At 49.7% G+C, this 20718-nt stretch carries 21 protein-coding genes; 12 read left to right on the top strand and 9 right to left on the bottom strand.

Annotated elements, in window-relative coordinates:
- Positions 1-90: 90 nt before the first annotated feature.
- The 7 genes from ACTHRY_RS05940 (at position 91) to ACTHRY_RS05910 (ending at position 4379) form a co-directional block, all read left to right on the top strand.
- A complete protein-coding gene (locus ACTHRY_RS05940) occupies positions 91-636 on the top strand; it encodes a CreA family protein (RefSeq protein ID WP_049322875.1) in 546 nt (181 codons plus the stop codon).
- A 29-nt stretch (positions 637-665) separates the two neighbouring features.
- The gene (locus tag ACTHRY_RS05935) at positions 666-1214 is read left to right on the top strand and encodes a YqgE/AlgH family protein (RefSeq protein ID WP_049322876.1); all 549 of its coding nucleotides are present in this window, start codon (positions 666-668) and stop codon (positions 1212-1214) included.
- Positions 1207-1662 (top strand): Holliday junction resolvase RuvX, encoded by a 456-nt coding sequence (gene ruvX, locus ACTHRY_RS05930; protein WP_049322877.1) that lies wholly within the window; start codon positions 1207-1209, stop codon positions 1660-1662. The genes ACTHRY_RS05935 and ruvX overlap by 8 nt, the downstream gene beginning before the upstream one ends.
- A gap of 168 nt (positions 1663-1830) precedes the next feature.
- On the top strand, positions 1831-2253 hold the full coding sequence (locus ACTHRY_RS05925) for a YidB family protein (protein ID WP_049322878.1): 423 nt from the start codon (positions 1831-1833) through the stop codon (positions 2251-2253).
- Positions 2254-2402: 149 nt separating this feature from the next.
- Positions 2403-2951 (top strand): carboxymuconolactone decarboxylase family protein, encoded by a 549-nt coding sequence (locus ACTHRY_RS05920; RefSeq protein ID WP_003747319.1) that lies wholly within the window; start codon positions 2403-2405, stop codon positions 2949-2951.
- Between the two features lie 81 nt (positions 2952-3032).
- Positions 3033-4124: an acyl-CoA dehydrogenase family protein gene (locus ACTHRY_RS05915; RefSeq protein ID WP_440374108.1), complete on the top strand. Its 1092-nt coding sequence runs from the start codon at positions 3033-3035 to the stop codon at positions 4122-4124.
- An 84-nt stretch (positions 4125-4208) separates the two neighbouring features.
- On the top strand, positions 4209-4379 hold the full coding sequence (locus tag ACTHRY_RS05910; RefSeq protein WP_003680460.1) for a rubredoxin: 171 nt from the start codon (positions 4209-4211) through the stop codon (positions 4377-4379).
- 47 nt (positions 4380-4426) lie between these two features.
- Here the strand turns inward: ACTHRY_RS05910 and dapC are convergent, their stop codons facing one another.
- The 4 genes from dapC to ACTHRY_RS05890 all read right to left on the bottom strand — a co-directional run bounded on the left by dapC (position 4427) and on the right by ACTHRY_RS05890 (position 9032).
- Positions 4427-5617 (bottom strand): succinyldiaminopimelate transaminase, encoded by a 1191-nt coding sequence (gene dapC / locus ACTHRY_RS05905; RefSeq protein WP_440374107.1) that lies wholly within the window; start codon positions 5615-5617, stop codon positions 4427-4429.
- Positions 5618-5739: 122 nt separating this feature from the next.
- Positions 5740-6912 carry an NAD(P)H-dependent flavin oxidoreductase gene (locus tag ACTHRY_RS05900; RefSeq protein WP_440374106.1) on the bottom strand — a complete coding sequence of 391 codons (1173 nt, stop codon included), beginning with the start codon at positions 6910-6912 and terminating at the stop codon, positions 5740-5742.
- Between the two features lie 346 nt (positions 6913-7258).
- A complete protein-coding gene (locus ACTHRY_RS05895; protein ID WP_003747310.1) occupies positions 7259-7939 on the bottom strand; it encodes an OmpA family protein in 681 nt (226 codons plus the stop codon).
- A gap of 217 nt (positions 7940-8156) precedes the next feature.
- Positions 8157-9032 carry a YoaK family protein gene (locus tag ACTHRY_RS05890; RefSeq protein ID WP_315611749.1) on the bottom strand — a complete coding sequence of 292 codons (876 nt, stop codon included), beginning with the start codon at positions 9030-9032 and terminating at the stop codon, positions 8157-8159.
- 160 nt (positions 9033-9192) lie between these two features.
- Between ACTHRY_RS05890 and ACTHRY_RS05885 the strand changes: the two genes are divergently transcribed.
- The 4 genes from ACTHRY_RS05885 (at position 9193) to ACTHRY_RS05870 (ending at position 14240) form a co-directional block, all read left to right on the top strand.
- On the top strand, positions 9193-9582 hold the full coding sequence (locus ACTHRY_RS05885; RefSeq protein ID WP_440374105.1) for a hypothetical protein: 390 nt from the start codon (positions 9193-9195) through the stop codon (positions 9580-9582).
- Positions 9583-9705: 123 nt separating this feature from the next.
- Complete coding sequence (gene ribF, locus ACTHRY_RS05880) at positions 9706-10632, top strand: bifunctional riboflavin kinase/FAD synthetase (protein WP_440374104.1); 927 nt, start codon at positions 9706-9708, stop codon at positions 10630-10632.
- 138 nt (positions 10633-10770) lie between these two features.
- A complete protein-coding gene (ileS, locus tag ACTHRY_RS05875) occupies positions 10771-13560 on the top strand; it encodes an isoleucine--tRNA ligase (RefSeq protein ID WP_440374103.1) in 2790 nt (929 codons plus the stop codon).
- A 305-nt stretch (positions 13561-13865) separates the two neighbouring features.
- The gene (locus ACTHRY_RS05870) at positions 13866-14240 is read left to right on the top strand and encodes a DUF5071 domain-containing protein (RefSeq protein WP_440374102.1); all 375 of its coding nucleotides are present in this window, start codon (positions 13866-13868) and stop codon (positions 14238-14240) included.
- Positions 14241-14458: 218 nt separating this feature from the next.
- Here ACTHRY_RS05870 and ACTHRY_RS05865 read toward each other — a convergent pair whose 3' ends face one another.
- The 3 genes from ACTHRY_RS05865 to ACTHRY_RS05855 all read right to left on the bottom strand — a co-directional run bounded on the left by ACTHRY_RS05865 (position 14459) and on the right by ACTHRY_RS05855 (position 15494).
- Positions 14459-14851 carry an MliC family protein gene (locus tag ACTHRY_RS05865; protein ID WP_070822369.1) on the bottom strand — a complete coding sequence of 131 codons (393 nt, stop codon included), beginning with the start codon at positions 14849-14851 and terminating at the stop codon, positions 14459-14461.
- Between the two features lie 242 nt (positions 14852-15093).
- Positions 15094-15219, bottom strand: coding sequence for a type B 50S ribosomal protein L36 (gene ykgO / locus ACTHRY_RS05860; protein ID WP_440374101.1), 126 nt, complete (start codon positions 15217-15219; stop codon positions 15094-15096).
- Positions 15219-15494, bottom strand: a complete 276-nt coding sequence (locus tag ACTHRY_RS05855) for a type B 50S ribosomal protein L31 (protein ID WP_003747294.1) — start codon at positions 15492-15494, stop codon at positions 15219-15221. The genes ykgO and ACTHRY_RS05855 overlap by 1 nt, the downstream gene beginning before the upstream one ends.
- A 171-nt stretch (positions 15495-15665) precedes the next feature.
- Between ACTHRY_RS05855 and ACTHRY_RS05850 the strand changes: the two genes are divergently transcribed.
- The gene (locus tag ACTHRY_RS05850; RefSeq protein WP_440374100.1) at positions 15666-17162 is read left to right on the top strand and encodes a TrkH family potassium uptake protein; all 1497 of its coding nucleotides are present in this window, start codon (positions 15666-15668) and stop codon (positions 17160-17162) included.
- A 53-nt stretch (positions 17163-17215) separates the two neighbouring features.
- Here ACTHRY_RS05850 and galU read toward each other — a convergent pair whose 3' ends face one another.
- Complete coding sequence (gene galU, locus ACTHRY_RS05845) at positions 17216-18079, bottom strand: UTP--glucose-1-phosphate uridylyltransferase GalU (protein WP_440374099.1); 864 nt, start codon at positions 18077-18079, stop codon at positions 17216-17218.
- 126 nt (positions 18080-18205) lie between these two features.
- Positions 18206-20674 carry an NAD-dependent DNA ligase LigA gene (gene ligA / locus ACTHRY_RS05840; protein WP_440374098.1) on the bottom strand — a complete coding sequence of 823 codons (2469 nt, stop codon included), beginning with the start codon at positions 20672-20674 and terminating at the stop codon, positions 18206-18208.
- Between the last annotated feature and the right edge of the window lie 44 nt (positions 20675-20718).

Raw genomic sequence — 20718 nt, 5'->3', positions numbered from 1 at the left:
TATGGACGAACGGTCTTATATAGTAATGATGGAGTAGGCGGATATGATTCCGCCTATCTGGAAACTGACAGTCTGCATTGACAGGATATTATGAAAAAATATTTATTAGTAGTGTTGGGCGCCATGGTTTTGGCGGCTTGCGGTAACGATACCGATAAAATCGGACGCGCCAGTACAGTGTTTCATATGTTGGGTAAAAACGACCGTATTGAAGTGGAAGGTTTTGACGATCCTGATGTGCAGGGGGTTGCCTGCTATATTTCGTACGCGAAAAAAGGCGGTTTGAAAGAAACGGTCAATCTGGAAGAAGATGCCAGCGATGCATCGGTTTCCTGCGTTCAAAGTGCGGAAGTCATCCGTTATAACGAGTCTGAAGTTTTGAAACCGCGACAAGTGTTCAAACGCAGCGCCAGCATGGCATTTAAGAGCCAGCAGATTATCCGCTACTACGATCCGAAACGTAAGTCTTTCGCTTATTTGGTGTACAGCGATAAAATCGTTCAAGGCTCGCCGAAAAACTCTTTGAGCGCGGTATCGTGTTTTACCCATGCGAAAACCGATACACCGGTACCGGCAGGCGGCGCGGTTTACGGCGCCTGCGTGGTGGACGCGCCGATTTCCGACGGCCAAAAATAATAAAATCAGCTTAATAGATTAAGAAGAATATGAATTTAGCCAACCATTTCCTGATTGCCATGCCTCATATGGACGATCCGTTTTTTACGGATACGGTCATTTATGTGTGCGAACACGATGAAGAAGGTGCGCTGGGCATCATCATCAACAAGCCTTCGCCGATTACCATGGACATGATTTTCGCCGCCGCCGACCGCAATATCCCGTTGCGCCTGCAACATGAAAACGTGATGATGGGCGGGCCGGTTCAGATTGAGCGCGGCTATGTCGTGCATACGCCGATCGGCCGCTGGCAAAACAGCATGGTGGTAACCGATAACGTCGCGCTGACTTCTTCGCGAGATGTGATTGAAAACCTGTCTAAAGAAGGTGCGGTTGATAAGGCTTTGATCAGCATTGGTTATTCGAAATGGGGCAAAGGACAGTTGGAACGCGAGCTGGCAGAAAATGTTTGGCTGACCGTCCCTGCGGACGAGCATATTCTGTTTGATGTGCCTTACGAACTCCGTTATGCCGCTGCTTTTGAAAAATTGGGCGTCAATCCGAATGCCTTGGTTTCAGGAGTCGGTCATGCCTGATGCACCAAAAGGCACGGTTTTGGCCTTTGACTTCGGCGAGGCGCGTATCGGTGTGGCGCAGGGCGATGCCGAGTTAGGCATGACCCATCCGCTGGCGACGGTAACCGGCAACAGCAATGATGAAAAATTTGAGGCCATTGCCAAGTTGGTCAAGGAATGGCAACCCAAGTATTTTGTGGTCGGCCTGCCGACGCATACCGACGGCACGGAGCATGAGCTGACCCGTTTGAGCCGCAAGTTTGGCCGCCGTTTGCACGGACGTTTTAATTTGCCGGTTTATTGGGTGGACGAAAGGATGTCTTCCCTATACGCGGAAAGCTTGCTTGCTGAAGCCCAAGTGTTTGGCCAAAAACAAAAATCCGTACTTGACCAAGTAGCGGCCCAGGCGATTTTGCAAGGTTTTTTTGAAGGTGGCGCGGCCGAGTATTTCAATGGTCGCGAAGAATAGCATTATTCATTATAAAGTCCGTCTGAAACCGGGTTTCAGACGGCCTTGGTTTTGTTACGGCTTTGGGATAAAAGAAGTTTAGTTTGGTTAAGCCTGATTTTTTCCGGCATAAATTTTGCTACACTCCGCTTTCTTTTTTTAGACATAAACACACACAAGGAAAAAGTCATGGCACTCATGGACAATCTTTTGAATGCGGCTACCCAAATGTTGGGTGGCAACAGCGAAAACGGTGCACAAGGTTCTCTGACCGATATGGCGATGGATTTGGTTAAACAGCAAGGCGGCGTGGGCAACCTGATCAACCAACTGCAACAAGGCGGTTTGGGTGATGCCCTGAGCAGCTGGGTGTCCAACCAATCCAGCAACCTGCCTGTATCCGGCAGCGACCTGCAAGATGCGTTGGGCAGCGATACCGTGAACCAAATCGCGCAAAAATTCGGCGTGGATGCCGGCCAAGCAGGCGATTTGTTGGCAAAAGTGTTGCCAGACTTGGTCGATAAAGCGACGCCTAACGGCACGGCTCAAGATGCGGATGGCTTCGGCTTGGACGATATCGCTTCTATGCTGCTGAAAAACTTTATAAAATAATGAGTTGAATCCTTATGATAAGGCCGTCTGAATCCGTTCGGACGGCCTTATAACTTTTGGTTTACGGTAAATAACCAATTAATCTTTTTCTAACAAAAACGAATGGCTTATCATGCCCACTTCGTTTTATTACAAAAAAGGTCATAAAGATGTCACGTTTAACCATACACACAGTCGAAACCGCTCCTGAAGCCGCCAAACCACGCGTTGAAGCCGTATTGAAAAACAATGGCTTTATTCCTAACCTGATTGGCGTTTTGGCTAATGCGCCTGAAGCTTTGGCGTTTTATCAAGAAGTCGGCAAAATGAATGGTGCCAACAGCCTGACTGCCGGCGAAGTCGAAGTTATTCAAATTATTGCCGCGCGTACCAATGAATGCGGCTTTTGCGTTGCCGGCCACACTAAACTGGCAACCTTGAAAAAACTGCTTTCCGAACAATCCATTAAAGCTGCGCGCGCGTTGGCTGCAGGCGAGTTTGACGATGCCAAACTGAGTGCTTTGGCGACATTCACCCAAGCCGTTATGGCGAAAAAAGGCGCGGTATCCGACGACGAGCTGAAAGCATTCTTCGATGCCGGTTACAACCAACAGCAAGCCGTTGAAGTCGTTATGGGCGTTGCTTTGGCAACCTTGTGCAACTACGTCAACAACCTTGCCAAAACCGAAATCAACCCTGAATTGCAGGCATTTGCCTAATCCCATCAAAGGCCGTCTGAAAATTCAGACGGCCTTTCTTAAAAGAACTCAATATCGCCAAAATATCCAGAGGAAAAAAAAATGACACGCGAAGCTTTACTGAACAATGTTGCCGAACTCGTTAAAAGCAAATTAAAACCATTGGTGGACGACATCGACCGCAAAGGCCTGTACCCGAAAGAATTTATGCTGGAATTGGGCAAAATCGGCAGTTTTGCCGCGGCCGGTACGGTTGAAGAAGGCGGCAACGGTTTGGGTTTGGCAACGCAAATCGCCGTATTGCGCGAAATCGGTAAAGAATGCGGCGCGACTTCGTTCAGCGCATGGTGTCAGGCGGCTTGCGCGTGGTATCTGCACCAATCGCCAAACCAAGCGGTTAAAGACAAATATTTGGCCGATATTCTGCAGGGTAAAGTCTTGGCCGGTACGGGCATGTCCAATACCGTCAAACACCTTGCCGGCATTGAAAAACACAACCTGCAAGCCGAGCGCGTTGAGGGCGGCTACAAAGTCAACGGCGCTTTACCTTGGGTATCCAATATCGGCGAAGACCATATTTGGGCGAATACCGCCCAAGTCGGCGACAGCTATGTGATGTTTATCACCGGCGGTCAATGGGAAGGCGTTACCCTGCAAGATTGCCCTGAGTTCTGTGGTTTGGAAGGCACGCGCACTTACAGCCTGAATTTTAAAGACGTGTTTATTCCCGATGAAGATGTGATTGCTGCGCCTGAGCAGTTCCAGTCTTATATCCCGACCATTAAAGCCGGTTTCATCTTGCTGCAAATGGGTATTGGCGCCGGTGTGATTGACGGTGCGCTCGGCATTATCCGCATGGCCAATGTGGTGAACGCAGAAGTGAACTCATACCTCGACCACAGCTACGATGATTTGAAAGCCGCGTTGGACGGTGCATGGGCAGAAACCGAACGCCTTGCCGATGATGCGTGGAACAACAAACCTGATATGCTGGCAACCTTAAAACTGCGTGAAGCGGCTGCTGTGTTGGCACTGAACGCCACTCAATCTGCCGCATTGCATGCAGGCGCGAAAGGCTATCTGATGCGCAGTCCGGCGCAACGCCGCGTCCGCGAGGCTATGTTTGTCGCCATCGTAACACCGGCCATCAAACACCTGCGTAAAGAAATCGCCGCTTTGGAAGCAGCGCAATAAATTCAAAATATCAGCAATAAAACACACAAAAGGCCGTCTGAAAATACGGTTTCAGACGGCCTTTTAAAATAGAAGGAACACAAAATGGCTCAATATATGTGCGGCCCTTGCGGCTGGATTTATGACGAAGACCTCGGCGACCCTGAGCACGGCCTGCCTGCAGGAACCAAGTTTGAGGATATTCCTGACGACTGGAAATGCCCTGAGTGCGGCGTAGGCAAAGAAGATTTTTATCTGTTGGATTTCGTGATATAACTTGGTCGATTTTAAAAGGCCGTCTGAAATTTCAGACGGCCTTTGTTTTATCGGCGGTATAAAGCAACCATGGTTTCAGCCGCTTTGACGCAGCTTTCCACATCGGCAACCAGAGCGATGCGGACGTAGCCTTCTCCCGGATTGCCTTGTTCGGTATCGCGGGCGAGGAAGCGGCCGGGCAACACTTGGATAGCGGCTTTCTGCCACAGGTTGCGCGTAAATGCCAAGTCGTCGCCATCGGGAACTTTCAACCAAATGTAGAACGACGCGTCAGGCAGTTTGACATCGAATGCCTGTTGCAAAATGGGGATAACGTGGTCGAATTTTTCTTGGTAGAGGCGGCGGTTGTCAACGACGTGTTCTTCGTCGTTCCAAGCGGCAATGCTGGCGCGTTGGACGGGAATGCTCATCGCGCTGCCGTGGTAGGTGCGGTAGAGCAGGAAGTTTTTGAGCAACTCGGCATCGCCTGCGACAAAGCCGGAACGCAAACCGGGGACATTGGAGCGTTTGGACAGGCTGGTGAACATCACGATGTTGTGCGTGCCGCGACCTAATTGCGCCGCAGCCTGTAAGCCGCCGATCGGTTTGTTGTCGTCAAAATAAATTTCGGAATAGCATTCGTCAGAGGCAATAACGAAGCCGTATTTGTCTTGCAAATCAAAAATTTCTTTCCAATCTTCTAATTGCAGGACGCTGCCGCTCGGGTTGTTGGGCGAGCAGACAATCAGGACTTTGGTGCGCCGCCATACGTCTTCGGGCAGGCTGCTCCAATCGGGATTGAAGCTGGGTGCCGGACAGTTGGCAAAATGGATTTCGCCGCCGCCCAATATAGTCGCGCCTTCATAAATTTGATAGAAAGGATTAGGGCTGATAACGACCGGTTTGGGGCCGTCTGAAGCCGGATTCAGAACAGTTTGGATGAAGGAGAACAATGCTTCCCGGCTGCCCAATACGGGCAGGATTTCATTGTCGGGATTGAGGCTCAAACCATCATAACGGCGGGCAACCCATTCGGCGCAGGCTTGGCGCAGTTCGGGCAGGCCTGCGGTCAGCGGATATTTTTCCAGTTCGTGCAGGGAGGCGGTCAGCGCATCGGTGATGACTTTGGGCGTCGGGTGTTTCGGCTCGCCGATTTGCAGATGAATGGGCGTTACGCCTTCGGGTGCATCAATGCCTTGCATGGCTTCACGCAGGCGGGCGAAAGGATAGGGTTTGAGATGGTTCAATAATGGGTTCATGATGTTTCAACCGGATAAATTCAGGCAATAATCTTAGCATTTTTTAGATGGATTGGGACAAAAAGGCCGTCTGAAAACAGGGTTTAAATGTTTTTCAGACGGCCTTTTGAATATTGATGCGTTTATTTGGCAGAGACGACGGGCATGGAACCGTTCAAGAGATAATGAATGGTTTCTTGAACCGTGCGGATGGCGTTGCCAAACGGCAATGGGTCTTTGCCGCGGAAAAACAGGCCTTTATCGACTTCGCCGCGGAATGCTGCGGAAAGTTGGATGTCGATACAGAATTGACCGGCTTTGGCCAAACCGTCGCGCAAGCCGCAGCTGGTCAGGCAGTTCAGGCCTTGGGTGCAACGGCGCGGATCGTTTTTGGCGTTGGCTTGCAATTTGGCTTCGCGTTTGATGTAGCTGTCGAGGAATTTGGTGCGCACGCCGCGAGCAGGCAAACCGGCGACAGACATGAATTCAACCACTTTTTCGGTTTCCGCACCGGCCAGCGTTTTTTTGAAGTTGATGTGGGCATCGCCTTCTTCGGTTACGGCAAATGCGGTACCGATTTGGACGGCGGATGCGCCCCAGTTTTTCAAGGCTGTTTTGACTTTTTCAAAATTTGCCATACCGCCGGCGAGTACCAATGGGATTTTTTCGCTTTCCAAACCTAAGTTTTTGAATACTTCAAATGTCTCTTCAATGACGCGTTTGAACTCGAATTTGGCATCGTTCACGCCGTCAACGGTTGCCGCACCCAAGTGGCCGGCTGCGTGGGCAGGGTGTTCGATAACGATGGCATCGGGCAAAACGCCTTTTTTCATCCAACGTTTCAAAACGATATTGATACCGCGTGATTCGGACAAGATAGGGAAAAGGGCGACATCTTTGTGGTAGCCTTCGGCCATTTCCGGCAAGTCCAAAGGCAAACCCGCGCCCATTACAATCGCGTCCGCACCGGATTCGCAGGCCTGGCGGACGTAGGCGGCATGGTCTTTGACGGCTTTCATGACGTTGACGGCAATCATGCCTTTGCCTTCTGAATCGGCTTTGGCTTTTTTGATTTCGCGGTCAAGCGCGATGCAGTTGAGGCGGGTGTATTTTTCTTCGCTGGAATTGATTTTCGATTCGGCCAGCAAATCTTCATGCAAGTGGCGCAAATCGACGCTGGCGATGGTACCCACGCCGTTTTCGCGTGCAACCGCGCTGGAGAGTTTTGATGCGGAAACGCCTACACCCATGCCGCCCTGTACGACGGGAATCAGTGATTTGTCACGGATAATCAATGGGTCAAAGTTGTTTTGCATGAATGCTCCTTCATAGATTCTGGATGGTGCCGTCTGAAATCCTATGAAATGGATTGGATAACGGACTGATGTGTATATAAATAAGTGTGTTTTTCGCCGCCGTTTTTCAGACGGCATGAGGCGTGTTTTTAAAATTTTAGGAATTATACTCTAAGTTAGTGTAAAAATTAGAGTATTAATACAGTTTTTTTAAAGAAAAATTGAAAAGTCTTGTTAATAAAGGAATAAATCTTATATTGAGTTAGATAGGCAAGAAAAATCGGCCAATAAATACAGCAAATGAAAAGGCCGTCTGAAACGTAAATTTCAGACGGCCTTAAATTAAGTAAATCAAACAGAGGTCAGATTACATTTGTTTTTTAGCAGCATCGATGGCGCGTTGGTCAGGGTTGATCAAGATTTCAACGCGGCGGTTTTGTGCGCGGCCTTCAACAGTGGCGTTAGAAGCGATGGGTTGACGGGAACCGTAACCGAAAGTGCTCAAACGGGTGCTGCTTACGCCGCGGGATTGCAGGAAGGTGGCAACAGATTCGGCGCGGTTGCGAGACAATGGCTCGTTGATGGCGTCGTTACCGGTGTTGTCGGTGTGGCCGTTGATGGTCAAAGTCGTGTCAGGATATTGAACCAAAGTTTGCGCGGCGGCAGACAAAGCGCTTTGAGCTTGGCCGCTCAGGGCCGCGCTGCCGGTGGCGAAGGTTACGTTTTCAGGCATAACCAGCTTGATTTGGTTGCCTTGGCGTTCGACTTCGATATTGGTGTTGGCCAGGCTTTGACGCAGTTTTTTCTCTTGGTAGTCCATGTAACCGCCGATACCGGCACCTACTGCACCACAAGCCAATGCGGAGTTACGCGCGCCTTTGCCGCCGTGGGTCAGCGCACCGACGATGCCGCAAACGGCCGCACCGCCCAAGCCGTACATGGCGGTTTTGCTGGCGGATTGTTGGCCGGTAACAGGATCGGTCACACAGCCGGTGAGCGCCAAAGGAATTGCAGTGGCAATAACGGTCAGGGGTTTCAAGAATTTCATGTCGTATCCTCTTTTTAGATGACGGCCCGGGCCGTCTGAAAAAATGAATAAAAACCGCGTGGGTCATTACGGATTTATGATACCCAATATCCGAAACGCAAAAGAATGGGTTTAACCCGATATTACGAAAATATTTGCCAGTTAACATAATTCTGAAGCATTTCTGCATTTTTCTGGCAACTTGGCCGTTTTGCCGTGAAATAACCAGCAAAGTTTTTTACAGTTTTTTCCGTTTTTTCTGCTTGCGGCGATACCAGTTGACGAATGCCCATTTCAATCTGACCTTGACGTCATATCCCACCGAACCCGCACCCAGTATGAGCAAAACGGCGGAAACGGGCAGGGCGAAATGATGGCCGACCAGATGATAACCCCATGCACCAACCACGCCGCCCAGCAAAAACGACAGCATCAAGCCGCTTAAAAGCCACATTTTCGGTTTGTTGACGCGGACGTGCGGCAGGCGCGGATGATGCTGTTTGGAGTAATAAAGCGCGCGTGAGATTTCAATGCCCAAGTCGGTCGCCGTGCCGGTCATGTGGGTGGAACGGATGGCACCGCCGGAAAGAAGCGTGATAACCGTATTGTGCATGCCCATAATAAAACACAATAAAAACAATGCTAAAGACGGCATAATAAAATCAGATCCGCCAAAATCCCACTCCATCGCAGCAATACCGAACCAACCGAATATCAACAGATAAACTGCTTCCAGCCACATGGAAAACCCAAAGCTGCCACGGAAACGCATCTGTTGCGTCCATAAAATCACCCAACCCGAATGCGCGGCACCGGCAACAAAACACAACACGCTGATTGTGGCAATAATGGCCACACTCCATTCTTGAAGATACAAAACATCTGCCAACAGCGACATTGAGCCGGTAACGTGGGAGGTATAACGTGAGAATGCGAAGTAACCGCCGGCATTAATCGCACCGGCAAGAAAGGCCATGATGTAGCCCAGCCGTCTGAAACGGGCATCGGAAATATTGTGTTCGTGCAGATACGGGCGATCCGCCTGCCAAAACGGCGGCGTGTGTTGCCTGTGGTGGCGCAATCGGTAGGAGTGGGGCGGTTTGTCAGCGTTCATTGAGTGGGTTTGGAGTTAAACATTCATACAGAGTATATTTTATATGCAACTGCCTGCTGCCAAAAACAAATAATATAAAGTGTTCCTAAGTTGCCACACTTGCCCATTGCAAGACGAGAGCGTACATTAATAGCCATATATGAGTATAAGGAAACATCCAATGAATCCTATCCGCCTGACCTTATTGTTTGGTGCTGCCGCATTACTTGCCGCCTGCGCCACTACGCCCGAGCAAAAAGCCGCACGCGCCCAAGCGCAGAAACGCTATGAGCAGGATCTTCAAGTACATCTTGCCGGCCAATGCGATCAGGACACTGCCGCGCTGATCCGCCGCAAATTTGACGAAGAAGGCAAACCCGGTGCTGCAACTGCGGAACAAAAAGCCTTCCGCCTCAAATATATCGACAAAGTTTCCGATCCGATGTTCCAAGCCTGCTACAAAATGGCATGGCAAAACTATATTTCCCAAGAACAGCTGCGCGAAGCCCGCTACTATCGCTATTACGACGATTGGGGTTATCCGTTTGGCCGTTATCCTTGGTGGTGGTAAGGTATTAACAAACCTTAGGGCCGTCTGAAAGCATATATTTATTGGTTTCAGGTGGCCTAAGGTTTATTGAAACGGCAATAACGTTTACAATAGCCGCCTATTCAAACACACTACCCACCACCCATGAACATCTGGCTTGGACAGCGACACCCGCCCCAATTTCCGCAAGGAGCCGCCGTAACCATCGGCAACTTCGACGGCGTACACCTCGGGCACAAACATATCCTGCAAAAACTCAAACGAGAGGCAGACCGGCGCGGTCTGCCTGTTGTCGTTGTTGTTTTTGAGCCTCAGCCCAAAGAATTTTTTGCGCGCAAAGCCGGGAAAAAGCTGCCTTACCGCATTAGTCCGCTGCGTACCAAATTGCGCCTTTTGCGTGAAACCGGCTGCGTGGATGCCGTTTGGGTCTTGCGTTTTAACCAAGCTTTCTCCGATATGAGCGCACAAGCGTTTATCGACCAGCTTTTGCGCCAAACGCTCAACACGCGTTATTTGTTGATTGGCGACGATTTCCGTTTCGGTGCCGGCCGTGAAGGTTGTTTCGAGCTTTTGGCACAACAGCCCGATATGCAAACCGAGCGCACACCGTCCGTTATCGTTGAAGACATCCGTACCAGCAGTACCGCTGTCCGCCAAGCCCTTTCAGACGGCAAGTTGGAATACGCCAAAAAACTGTTGGGTCATGATTACGTGTTAAGTGGCAAGGTCAAACACGGGCACAAACTCGGCCGCACCATCAACGCGCCTACCGCCAACGTCCAGCTTCCCCCATATCATTATGCGCTAAGCGGCGTATTTGTCGTTGAAGCTGACGGCGCATTCGGTACGCGCCGAGGCGTGGCCAGCTTTGGTTTTAACCCCACTGTCAGCAACAACCGTTCGCAAAAGCTGGAAGTCCATCTGTTCGATTTTAACGGCGATTTGTACGGACAACGCATCTTCGTCCGTTTCCTGCATAAACTGCGTGACGAGAAAAAATTTGAGAGTATCGAGGCATTGAAAACCCAAATTTTGCAAGATATGGAAGATGCGAGGGTTTGGAAGCCATAGAAACGCTTCTATACGCTTATAAAATCAAGACAATTGGGCTACAATAAGTCCTTTGAATTCTTTCAGACGGCCTGTTCTTTTTAAAATGAGCAATCAGGCCGTCTGAAACCGAAATACCGCAACAATAGAGATTAGAAAATGACCGATTACAGTAAAACCGTAAACCTGCTCGAGAGCCCGTTTCCAATGCGAGGCAATCTTGCCAAGCGCGAGCCTGCATGGCTGAAAAGCTGGTACGAGCAAAAACGCTACCAAAAACTGCGCGAAATCGTCAAAGGCCGTCCGAAATTCATCCTGCACGACGGTCCTCCGTATGCCAACGGCGACATCCACATCGGTCATGCCGTCAATAAAATCCTCAAAGACATCATTATCCGCAGCAAAACCCAAGCCGGTTTTGACGCGCCTTATGTACCGGGTTGGGACTGCCACGGTTTGCCTATCGAAGTGATGGTGGAAAAGCTGCACGGCAAAGACATGCCCAAAGCCCGTTTCCGCGAATTGTGCCGCGAATACGCCGCCGAACAGATTGCCCGTCAGAAAAAAGACTTTATCCGCTTGGGTGTGTTGGGCGATTGGGACAATCCTTACCTGACCATGGATTTCAAAACCGAAGCCGATACCGTGCGTATGCTCGGCGAAATCTACAAATCCGGCTATCTCTACCGCGGCGCGAAACCGGTTCAGTTCTGCTTGGACTGCGGTTCTTCACTGGCGGAAGCGGAAGTGGAATACAAAGACAAAGTATCGCCTGCGATTGACGTTGCCTATCCGTTTAAAGACAATGCCGCGCTTGCCGCCGCATTCGGTTTGGCAGGTATCGAAGGCAATGCGTTTGCCGTCATCTGGACAACCACGCCTTGGACGCTGCCTGCGAGCCAAGCTGTTTCAGCCGGCGCAGACGTGGTGTATCAACTGATTGATACGCCTAAAGGCAAATTGGTATTGGCGAAAGATTTGGCAGAAGACGCGCTCAAACGCTACGGCTTTTCAGACGGCATTTCTATTCTTGCCGAAACCACCGGCGACAAGCTGGAAAACCTGCACATGAACCATCCGTTCCTCGAACGCGATATCCTCATGCTTAACGGCGAACACGTTACCACCGATGCCGGTACCGGCTTGGTGCACACCGCCCCCGCGCACGGTTTGGAAGACTACGCAGTCTGCAACAAATACGGCATCGAGCTTTACAACCCTGTCAACGCCGAAGGCCGATACATCAGTGAAACGCCGCGCGTCGCAGGCATGAGCGTTTGGGAAGCAAATCCCGTCATCCTGCAATGGCTGGAAGAAACCGGCAACCTCTTGGCAAGCAACAAAATCGAACACAGCTATGCTCACTGCTGGCGCCACAAAACCCCGCTGATTTACCGCGCGACAGGCCAATGGTTTATCGGTATGGACAAAGCCGGAAGCGACGGCAAAACCCTGCGCGACAAAGCCATCAAGGCCGTTGATGACACCGAATTCTTCCCATCATGGGGTCGCGCGCGCTTGGAAGCCATGATCGAAGGCCGCCCCGACTGGGTGGTTTCACGCCAACGCTATTGGGGTACACCGATGACTTTCTTCGTCCACAAAGAAACGGGCGAGCTGCATCCGAACTCCGCCGAGCTTTTGGAGAAAGTAGCACAACGCATCGAAGAAAAAGGCATCGAAGCATGGTTCTCACTCGATAAAAGCGAATTATTGAGCGCGGAAGATTGCGAAAACTACGACAAACTTTCCGACACGATGGACGTATGGTTCGACTCCGGCTCGACCCATTATTCCGTCTTGAAACAGCGCAAAGAATTAGACTGGCCTGCCGACCTCTACCTCGAAGGCAGCGACCAACACCGCGGCTGGTTCCAATCCTCCATGCTGACCGGCTGCGCCTCTTCAATGGGACGCGCCCCGTACAAACAGCTTCTGACCCACGGTTTTGTGGTTGACCAAAACGGCCGCAAAATGTCGAAATCTATCGGCAACGTCGTCGCGCCGCAAGAAGTCTATAACGAATTCGGCGCAGACATCCTGCGCCTGTGGGCGGCATCCACCGATTACAGCGGCGAATTGGCGATTTCCAAAGAAATCCTCAAACGCGTAACCGAAAGCTACCGCCGCATCCGCAACACTTTGAGCTTCCTGTTTGCCAACCTCAGCGACTTCAATCCTATTGAAGATGCCGTGCAACAGGCAGACATGGTGGAAATTGACCGCTATGCCTTGGTATTGGCACGTCAGCTGCAAGAGCGTCTGGCAGGCGACTTCTATCCTCGCTACGCCTTCCACTTTGCTGTAAAAGACATTGTTTCTTTCTGCTCGGAAGATTTGGGCGCGTTTTACCTCGACATCCTGAAAGACCGCCTCTATACCACCAAAGCCGACAGCCACGCCCGCCGCAGCGCGCAAACCGCTCTGTACCACATCACGCGTAGCTTGGTTCTCTTGATTGCACCGATTTTGTGCTTCACCGGCGAAGAAGCGTGGGACATCATCGGCGGCGGCGAAGAAGACAGCGTCCTCTTCCACACATGGCATGAGTTCCCACCAATCAACGAAAAAGCTGAAGCCGAACTGGTGAAAAAATGGACGGCAATCCGCGAAGTCCGTGAAGCGGTAACCGCCGCCATCGAGCCTTTGCGTACAGACAAAACCGTTGGCTCTTCATTGCAAGCAGAAGCCGAAATTACGGCTCCGGAAGAAATTGCCGACTATCTGAACACTTTGGGCGAAGAATTACGTTTTGCTTTGCTGGTATCTAAAGCTGAAGTGAAAGTAGGTAATGAACTTGCTGTAACCGCTAAAGCCAGTGATGGCGAAAAATGCGAACGCTGCTGGCACTACACCCACGATGTAGGCGCAGTTGCAGGCCATGAAACCATCTGTAAACGTTGTGCCGACAACGTTGACGGTAAAGGCGAAGACAGACATTACGCTTAATTGTTTGGTCTAAGATAAAGGCCGTCTGAAAACTTTGGAAATAGGTTTTCAGACGGCCTTTGTTTATTGAATCTGTTTTGTATAGCGAATAGATTTTGAAGGGGAATTGGGATTTGTGATTTAGGTAAAATGCAGGATAGGGTTTCAAGTTATTGCAGGGTAGGAGTTTAATTGCACAAAATAACTCTTACGTCAGGGAGAATTTGTTGAGGATATAGGAATGACTCATAATCATGTGTCTATAATTAAGATCAATCATTACAATTCTTTGTTTGAAAGTCTTTAATAAAACGATGAGGTATCATATGCGCCCTAAAGATAAGTTTGACATCAAGGCTTGCAAAAGGATCAAGGAGTGCAACGATGAGGAATTAATTGAGATGGGAGAATGGCTCTCTGGGTGGTTGGGAGATGCCAACTTTCCTATTTTTAGCGAAATTGTTGAAATCTTTGTAGAAAGACAAGATACATTACTTCCATTCATTTCAAATATTTTTTACTCAAATGATAGTATATGCATTTATTGGGTTTTACTTGAACTTTATCCAAAATTATCCTATCAAAACCAAGTAGCCTTAGCTATTGATTTGGAACATTGTCTTCATAATATTTCAGAAAAATTAACTTTGGATGAAGATGATGAGAACCTTAAAGAAATCTTGAAAAAAGTTTTAAATTAAGTTAGATACATATTTAATGATTTTGAAATAATGTTTTGTCGGAGAAGGTGCCTTTCAAAGGGTCTTACTTATTTGATGTATTTTGAACCTTCAAATAGCCTCATATTTGAATTTTTTCATTAAACGGAAACTATATTTCTCTTTCGTTTTATCCGATATAAAAAGCCGTCTGAAAAAGTTTTCAGACGGCTTTTAGCTATTCTATTTTTAAGTAGAAATTAGCGGGCAGAGCAAGAAGTTTCTACTTTGTTGCCGTATGGGTCAGTGAAGCCGAAGAATGCTTCGCTGCCTTTTTGATGCCATTCGGCGCCTTTACCGAACAAGCCTTGGTTGGCAACATAGCGTTCGCCCGAACCTGCAACGGCAGAAGACAGGGTGGCAACTTTGTCGTCAAGGCGCAATTCAACTTGATCTGTGCTCAGGTTGCGGATTTGTACAGACAGGCCGTTTTCGCAGCTGAATGATTGAACACGGGCATCATGATCGTGTGCACGGCCGTGGTCATGATTGTGCTCGTGACGGTGACCATGGTCATGTTGATGGGCTTCGGGTGCGGCGCAGGCAGCGAGGCTCATGGCGGCGGCAATTGCAAGCAGGGCTTTTACTTTCATTTTTGACTCCTATGGTCAGTGTTGAAGGGAGAATGTAGCGGCATGTTATAAATATCTTTATGGCTTCACAATAGGGATAACCATTATTTACTTTTTCTTCCTGTTTCCGGGAGTATGGCAGGATTCGTTGTAGTTTTGATATGAATGATTAATGCCGTTTGAAAAAAAAGCCGCACTTGCGCTAGAGGTAAACGAAAGTGCGGAAAATTCAGAGAGTTACATTGAAATATGGGTTGGGCCGCTTAACGCTGGCGTGCTTTAAAGCGTGGGTTGCTCTTGCAAATAACGTACACTTTGCCTTTTCGGCGGACAATTTGGCAGTCGCGGTGTCGTTTTTTTGCAGTTTTCAGGGAGGAGAGGATTTGCATTATTTATCCTTTCTGAAGGAAGACATCATAGATTGGTAACGTTGGTTGAACTTGCTGGCGCGGCCTTCGATATTGACGTTGCGTTGTTTGCCTGTGTACACGGGGTGGGACGCGGAAGAAGTATCAAGCGAAAAGAGGGGATATTCTATGCCGTCTTTCCAAACCATGGTTTTGCCGTGGGTATTGGCGCATGAACGGATGAGCCATCCTTGGTCTGCGCCGCTGTCGTAAAACAGGACGGTACGATAGTTGTCCGGGTGGATATCGGGTTTCATTTCTTTCTCCAGTAAATGTTATGGTATAACATTATACTCCTAGAAAAAGAGCAGGCAAGTGTTTTTTGTTTTTCTTTATCACGGGATTGCGGCATTTTGATAAAATATGCGGTTTCAGACGGCCTTTTTTATGAGGCCGTCTGAAACATTTTGTTTTCTGATGATAGGAATATGATGTATCTGCATAAGGGTTTCAGATTGGGCGGTGCGGTAAGCAAGGTGATGCCGATTGTTCATGTATTATCCAAGCTGGGGCTGTTGTTTTCATTGCTGTTGGCTGTGCCGACGCTGATGTCGTATTTTTATCACGACAGCGCGTTTTTCGTATTTGCCTATACGGCTTTGACTGTGTTGCTGGTGTCGTGCGTAACTTGGGTGCTGACGCTGCGTTTCAACCGTGAATTGCGGCCGCGCGACGGATTTACCTTGGTACTGATGCTGTGGCTGGCTTTTGCTGTCGTGGCGGCAATGCCGATTTATTTCTATATGCCGTCCATGAGTTTTACCGATGCGTTTTTTGAAGCGATGTCGGGGCTGACGACGACAGGTGCGACCGTGATTTCCGGCTTGGATACGCTGGCGCCGTCTGTAAACTTTTGGCGGCACATGCTCAATTGGCTTGGCGGTATGGGTATTATCGTGCTGGCTGTGGCGATTTTGCCGATGTTGGGCGTGGGGGGCACGCAGCTCTTCAAAGCGGAAATTCCGGGTATGGATAAAGAAAGCAAGATGGCGCCCCGCATTTCGCAAGTGGCCAAACGGCTGTGGTTTGCCTATGCGCTGACAACTGCTGCGGCTTTTGTATCCTTACATATTGCCGGTATGGGTTGGTTTGATGCCTTATGCCATGCGATGTCGGCAGTGGCCTTGGGTGGTTTTTCGACACATGATGACAGCGTTGCCTATTTTGATTCTGTAGCAGTCGAGTGGACGTTGATGTTTTTTACTGTCTGGGGCGGTATTAATTTTGCCAGCCATTTTACTGCGCTGGGCAACCGCTCTTTGCGGGTGTATTGGAAGGATGAAGAATGCCGCACCATGCTGCTGGTTTTGTCGGGCAGTATTTTGATTTCGGCATTGTATCTGTGGCAGCAGGACGTGTACCAAAGCCTTGGCGAAGCTTTGCGTTTTGTCAGCTTCAACTTTGTGTCCATCGGATTGGCCAGCGGTTTTTCCAATGCCGACTTTGCGCAATGGCCGCTGATTGTGTCGTTGTGGATGTTTTTCCTGTCGAATGTCTTGGCAAGCTCAGGCTCTATGGGCGGCGGTATTAAAAATGTTCGCGCTTTGGTGTTGTTCAAATTCAGCTTGCGCGAGATGTTGATTTTGCTGCACCCGCGTGCGGTTCGTACGGTAAAGGTCAACAACAACTCCATTCCGGATCGTATGGCGCTGACCGTTATGTCGTTCATTTTTATTTACTTTATGACGGTCATCGTATTCAGCTTTTTACTGATGGCCGCAGGCTTGGACTTTTTATCCGCCTTCACGGCAGTCATTGCCTGTATTACCAATGCAGGGCCGGGATTGGGTGCAGTCGGTCCGTCGCATAATTATGCCGCGCTGAGCGATGTGCAGAAATGGCTGTGTGCGGCAGTGATGCTGTTGGGACGTTTGGAAATTTTTACCGTTTTAATTTTGTTTACTCCGGCATATTGGAAGAAATAAGTGTAGAAAAAGGCCGTCTGAAATTTCAGACGGCCTTTTTATAATGGCTGGGCTTAAGCGTATTGTTTGAGCAATTCTTTGAATTGTTCGCCAGTTTCAGGGTGTTTCAAACCATAAGCCACGGTTGCTTCAAGGTAACCCAATTTGCTGCCGCAGTCGTAGCGTTTGCCATCAAATGCATGAGCCAAGACAAACTCATGATCAAGCAGGCGGGCGATACCGTCTGTCAGTTGGATTTCACCGCCGGCACCGCGGGGAAGGTTGGTTAACAAGTCAAAAATACGCGGAGTCAGGATGTAGCGGCCGACAACGGCGAGGTTTGAAGGTGCTTCTTCCGGTTTGGGTTTTTCAACGATGTTGATAATACGTTGATAGTTTTTCAGCTGCTCGACTTCGACGATACCGTAAGAACCGGTTTGGGAAGGATCGATGGTTTCAACGCCTAAAACGCTGTTGCCGCTTTGGTTATACACGTCAACCATTTGTTTTAGCGCGCCTTTAGGCGTATCAATCAAATCGTCTGCCAAAATAACGGCAAAAGGCTCGTTACCAACGGCTGCCTGCGCGCACAATACGGCATGGCCCAAACCCAATGCTTCGGTTTGACGGATGTACATGCAGGTAATGTTGGAAGGCAAGATATCGCGAACATGCGCCAACAGTTTGTCTTTTTGACGCAATTCCAATTCGGTTTCCAACTCGTATGCTTTGTCGAAGTGGTCTTCGATGCTGCGTTTGTTACGGCCGGTGATGAATACCATTTCGGTACAGCCGGCTTCAACCGCTTCTTCGACTGCATATTGAATCAGAGGTTTGTCCACGATAGGCAGCATTTCTTTGGGGCTGGCTTTGGTTGCAGGCAGGAAACGGGTGCCCATACCGGCGACAGGGAAGACGCATTTTTTAATGGGTTTCATATTATTATCCTATTTTAACTATGGGTTTATACCCAAAAAGTGTAAAGATGTAGTCGTATGTAACAATAATACCACATGATAAAGTATCAGTCGGTTTTAAAAGGCGGATTGCTCATGGATACTGTCTTATCCCAGCAACGACAGCAATTCTTCTTCGCTCAATACGGCTATGCCCAGCGTTTGGGCTTTTTCCAATTTACTGCCTGCTGCTTCTCCGGCGACAACGTAGTCGGTTTTTTTAGATACGCTACCGGAAACTTTACCGCCTGCGGCTTCGATCAAGGCTTGGGCTTGGTCACGTTTGAGCGTGGGTAAAGTCCCTGTTAATACAAAGGTTTTACCTGCTACGGCCTCGTTAATGCCGTCTGAAATAGTTTCATCTTGAAGATTAGACAGCGTTTGAGCAAAGAAAGTTTTCATATTTTCAAGCAGGGCTGCGTTTTGCGGTTTGCTGCGCCAGGTTTGCCAATCGGCAGGCAACGCTTTATCGCTTTGCAAACCTTCTATGCTTTTGCCGGCAAGTTCCCACAAGGCCAGTGCTTTGGTTTCGCTGATTTTAAAATCGGGTAGGCGGGCAATCCAGCGTTGCGGCTCGGCATGGCGCAGCGGCGGGATGGTAACAGCCTGGCTTTGCGGGGCAACACCTACAGCCAGCAGCTCGTCTATCATCGCCTGTTGCGCTTCTTGGGCAAAAAAGTGGGAGATGGAGCGGGCAACCACCGTGCCGATATCGGGCAGGCAGGCAAGGATGGGTTCAGGTGCATGGCGGACGTTTTCCAGTGTGCCGAATGCCTGCGCCAGCGTTTTGGCGGTGCGTTCACCGACGTGACGGATGCCGAGGGCAAAAAGGAAGCGGGCAAGTTCAGGCGTTTTGCTGGCTTCTATGCCTGCGAGGATGTTTTCCGCCCATTTGGTCGGCTGTTTTTTATTGTTTTTGCTAAGCAGGGCATTGCCGCTCTCGCTTTCAAAGTCTTCAATCTCACTGTTTGATGGTTCTTCCTCATTAGCTGACGCTTTATCCGCCGTTTCCTTCATTTTTTGCAGGGTTGGGATATCGAGGCGGTAGAGGTCGGCAAAATGGCGAACGAGGTCTTGTGCTACAAGCTGCTCGATTTGTTTTTGACCGAGTCCGTCGATGTCCATGGCTTTGCGTGAGGCGAAGTGGATCAAACCTTGCGCACGTTGTGCTTGGCAAAGCATACCGCCGCTGCATCGGGCAACCGCTTCGCCTTCTTCGCGTTCGATTTCGCTGCGGCAGATAGGGCAATGGGTGGGCAGGCGGTAGGGTTTGTGCAGCGGTTCAGCTCGGGTTTCAGAAGGTGTTTCGGCAAACAAATCGTCTTGCAGGCCGTCTGAAACGGAAACATTGGTTTCCTGCATTGGGCGGCGTTCGAAAATTACGCGCACCACCTCGGGAATCACGTCTCCGGCGCGGCGTACGACAACGGTATCGCCAACGCGTACGTCTTTTCGAGACACTTCATCTTGATTGTGCAGTGTAGCATTGGTAACGGTAACACCGCCGACGAATACAGGTTGCAGGCGGGCAACCGGGGTTACTGCGCCGGTGCGCCCGATTTGTACATCAATGGCTTCGACAATGGTCAATGCTTCTTCGGCAGGGAATTTGTGGGCAATGGCCCAGCGCGGCGCGCGTGAGATGAAGCCGAGTTCGCGCTGTTGCGCCAAACTGTTGACTTTGACCACCATGCCGTCGATTTCGTATGGTAGAGTGGGGCGTTTTTGCTGCATTTGCTCGTAAAACGCCAATACTTTGTCGATATTGGGGAAACAGCCGAAATTACCGTCAGGCAGGCTGAAGCCGAGTTCTTTACAATAGCTCAGCTCTTGCAGGTGTTCTTCTGCGATAAAACCGCCTTGTTGTCGGGCGATGGAATAGGGAAAGAAATGCAGTTTGCGCTGTGCTGTAATGCGCGAATCGAGTTGGCGTAAACTACCGGCGGCGGCATTGCGCGGATTGGCGAAAGGTTTTTGTCCGTTTTCAGCCTGTCGTGCGTTTAAGGCGGCAAAATCGGCTTTGAGCATCAATACTTCGCCGCGTATTTCGATAAGTTCGGGAATATTTTCTCCATGCAAGCGCAGGGGAATGTTGGATACGGTTTTGACGTTTTGGGTAACGTCTTCGCCTGTGGTGCCGTCGCCACGGGTTGCTGCTTGAATCAATACGCCGTCGCGGTAGAGCAGGCTGATGGCCAGACCGTCAAATTTAGGTTCGATAACGTATTCCGGTTTTTCTCCGTTCAAACCGCCACGCACGCGCTCATCGAAAGCATACATTTCGGCATGGTCGAACACGCCGTTTTCATCTTGTGGCGAGAAGGCGTTGGTCAGCGACAGCATCGGTACTTCGTGGCGCACTTCGGCAAAGCCTGCCAGAGGTTCGCCGCCGACGCGCTGGGTTGGGCTGTCGGGCAGTTTGAGCTCGGGGTAGTTTCGCTCCAATGCTTCAAGCTCGCGGAACAATTTGTCGTATTCGGCATCGGGTACGCTGGGCGCATCTAGGGTGTAGTATTCGTAGGCGTAGCGGTTGAGGAGGTCGGTCAGGTATTTGATACGTTGTTCAGTCGGATTCATTGTGTAATCGGAATAGAGTTTTCAGACGGCCTGATGATAGAGAG

The organism is Neisseria sp. P0004.S004 (genome assembly GCF_051963335.1).
Taxonomy (GTDB): domain Bacteria; phylum Pseudomonadota; class Gammaproteobacteria; order Burkholderiales; family Neisseriaceae; genus Neisseria.
The sequence above is the reverse complement of the archived record's forward strand: the minus strand, read 5'-3'. Positions and strand labels throughout refer to the sequence as shown.

Excerpts from the sequence above, each read along its gene's own strand:
- ACTHRY_RS05940 (WP_049322875.1), top strand. The coding sequence starts at position 91 with ATGAAAAAATATTTATTAGTAGTGTTGGGCGCCATGGTTTTGGCGGCT.
- ACTHRY_RS05935 (WP_049322876.1), top strand. The coding sequence starts at position 666 with ATGAATTTAGCCAACCATTTCCTGATTGCCATGCCTCATATGGACGAT.
- ruvX (WP_049322877.1), top strand. The coding sequence starts at position 1,207 with ATGCCTGATGCACCAAAAGGCACGGTTTTGGCCTTTGACTTCGGCGAG.
- ACTHRY_RS05925 (WP_049322878.1), top strand. The coding sequence starts at position 1,831 with ATGGCACTCATGGACAATCTTTTGAATGCGGCTACCCAAATGTTGGGT.
- ACTHRY_RS05920 (WP_003747319.1), top strand. The coding sequence starts at position 2,403 with ATGTCACGTTTAACCATACACACAGTCGAAACCGCTCCTGAAGCCGCC.
- ACTHRY_RS05915 (WP_440374108.1), top strand. The coding sequence starts at position 3,033 with ATGACACGCGAAGCTTTACTGAACAATGTTGCCGAACTCGTTAAAAGC.
- ACTHRY_RS05910 (WP_003680460.1), top strand. The coding sequence starts at position 4,209 with ATGGCTCAATATATGTGCGGCCCTTGCGGCTGGATTTATGACGAAGAC.
- dapC (WP_440374107.1), bottom strand. The coding sequence starts at position 5,617 with ATGAACCCATTATTGAACCATCTCAAACCCTATCCTTTCGCCCGCCTG.
- ACTHRY_RS05900 (WP_440374106.1), bottom strand. The coding sequence starts at position 6,912 with ATGCAAAACAACTTTGACCCATTGATTATCCGTGACAAATCACTGATT.
- ACTHRY_RS05895 (WP_003747310.1), bottom strand. The coding sequence starts at position 7,939 with ATGAAATTCTTGAAACCCCTGACCGTTATTGCCACTGCAATTCCTTTG.
- ACTHRY_RS05890 (WP_315611749.1), bottom strand. The coding sequence starts at position 9,032 with ATGAACGCTGACAAACCGCCCCACTCCTACCGATTGCGCCACCACAGG.
- ACTHRY_RS05885 (WP_440374105.1), top strand. The coding sequence starts at position 9,193 with ATGAATCCTATCCGCCTGACCTTATTGTTTGGTGCTGCCGCATTACTT.
- ribF (WP_440374104.1), top strand. The coding sequence starts at position 9,706 with ATGAACATCTGGCTTGGACAGCGACACCCGCCCCAATTTCCGCAAGGA.
- ileS (WP_440374103.1), top strand. The coding sequence starts at position 10,771 with ATGACCGATTACAGTAAAACCGTAAACCTGCTCGAGAGCCCGTTTCCA.
- ACTHRY_RS05870 (WP_440374102.1), top strand. The coding sequence starts at position 13,866 with ATGCGCCCTAAAGATAAGTTTGACATCAAGGCTTGCAAAAGGATCAAG.
- ACTHRY_RS05865 (WP_070822369.1), bottom strand. The coding sequence starts at position 14,851 with ATGAAAGTAAAAGCCCTGCTTGCAATTGCCGCCGCCATGAGCCTCGCT.
- ykgO (WP_440374101.1), bottom strand. The coding sequence starts at position 15,219 with ATGCAAATCCTCTCCTCCCTGAAAACTGCAAAAAAACGACACCGCGAC.
- ACTHRY_RS05855 (WP_003747294.1), bottom strand. The coding sequence starts at position 15,494 with ATGAAACCCGATATCCACCCGGACAACTATCGTACCGTCCTGTTTTAC.
- ACTHRY_RS05850 (WP_440374100.1), top strand. The coding sequence starts at position 15,666 with ATGATGTATCTGCATAAGGGTTTCAGATTGGGCGGTGCGGTAAGCAAG.
- galU (WP_440374099.1), bottom strand. The coding sequence starts at position 18,079 with ATGAAACCCATTAAAAAATGCGTCTTCCCTGTCGCCGGTATGGGCACC.
- ligA (WP_440374098.1), bottom strand. The coding sequence starts at position 20,674 with ATGAATCCGACTGAACAACGTATCAAATACCTGACCGACCTCCTCAAC.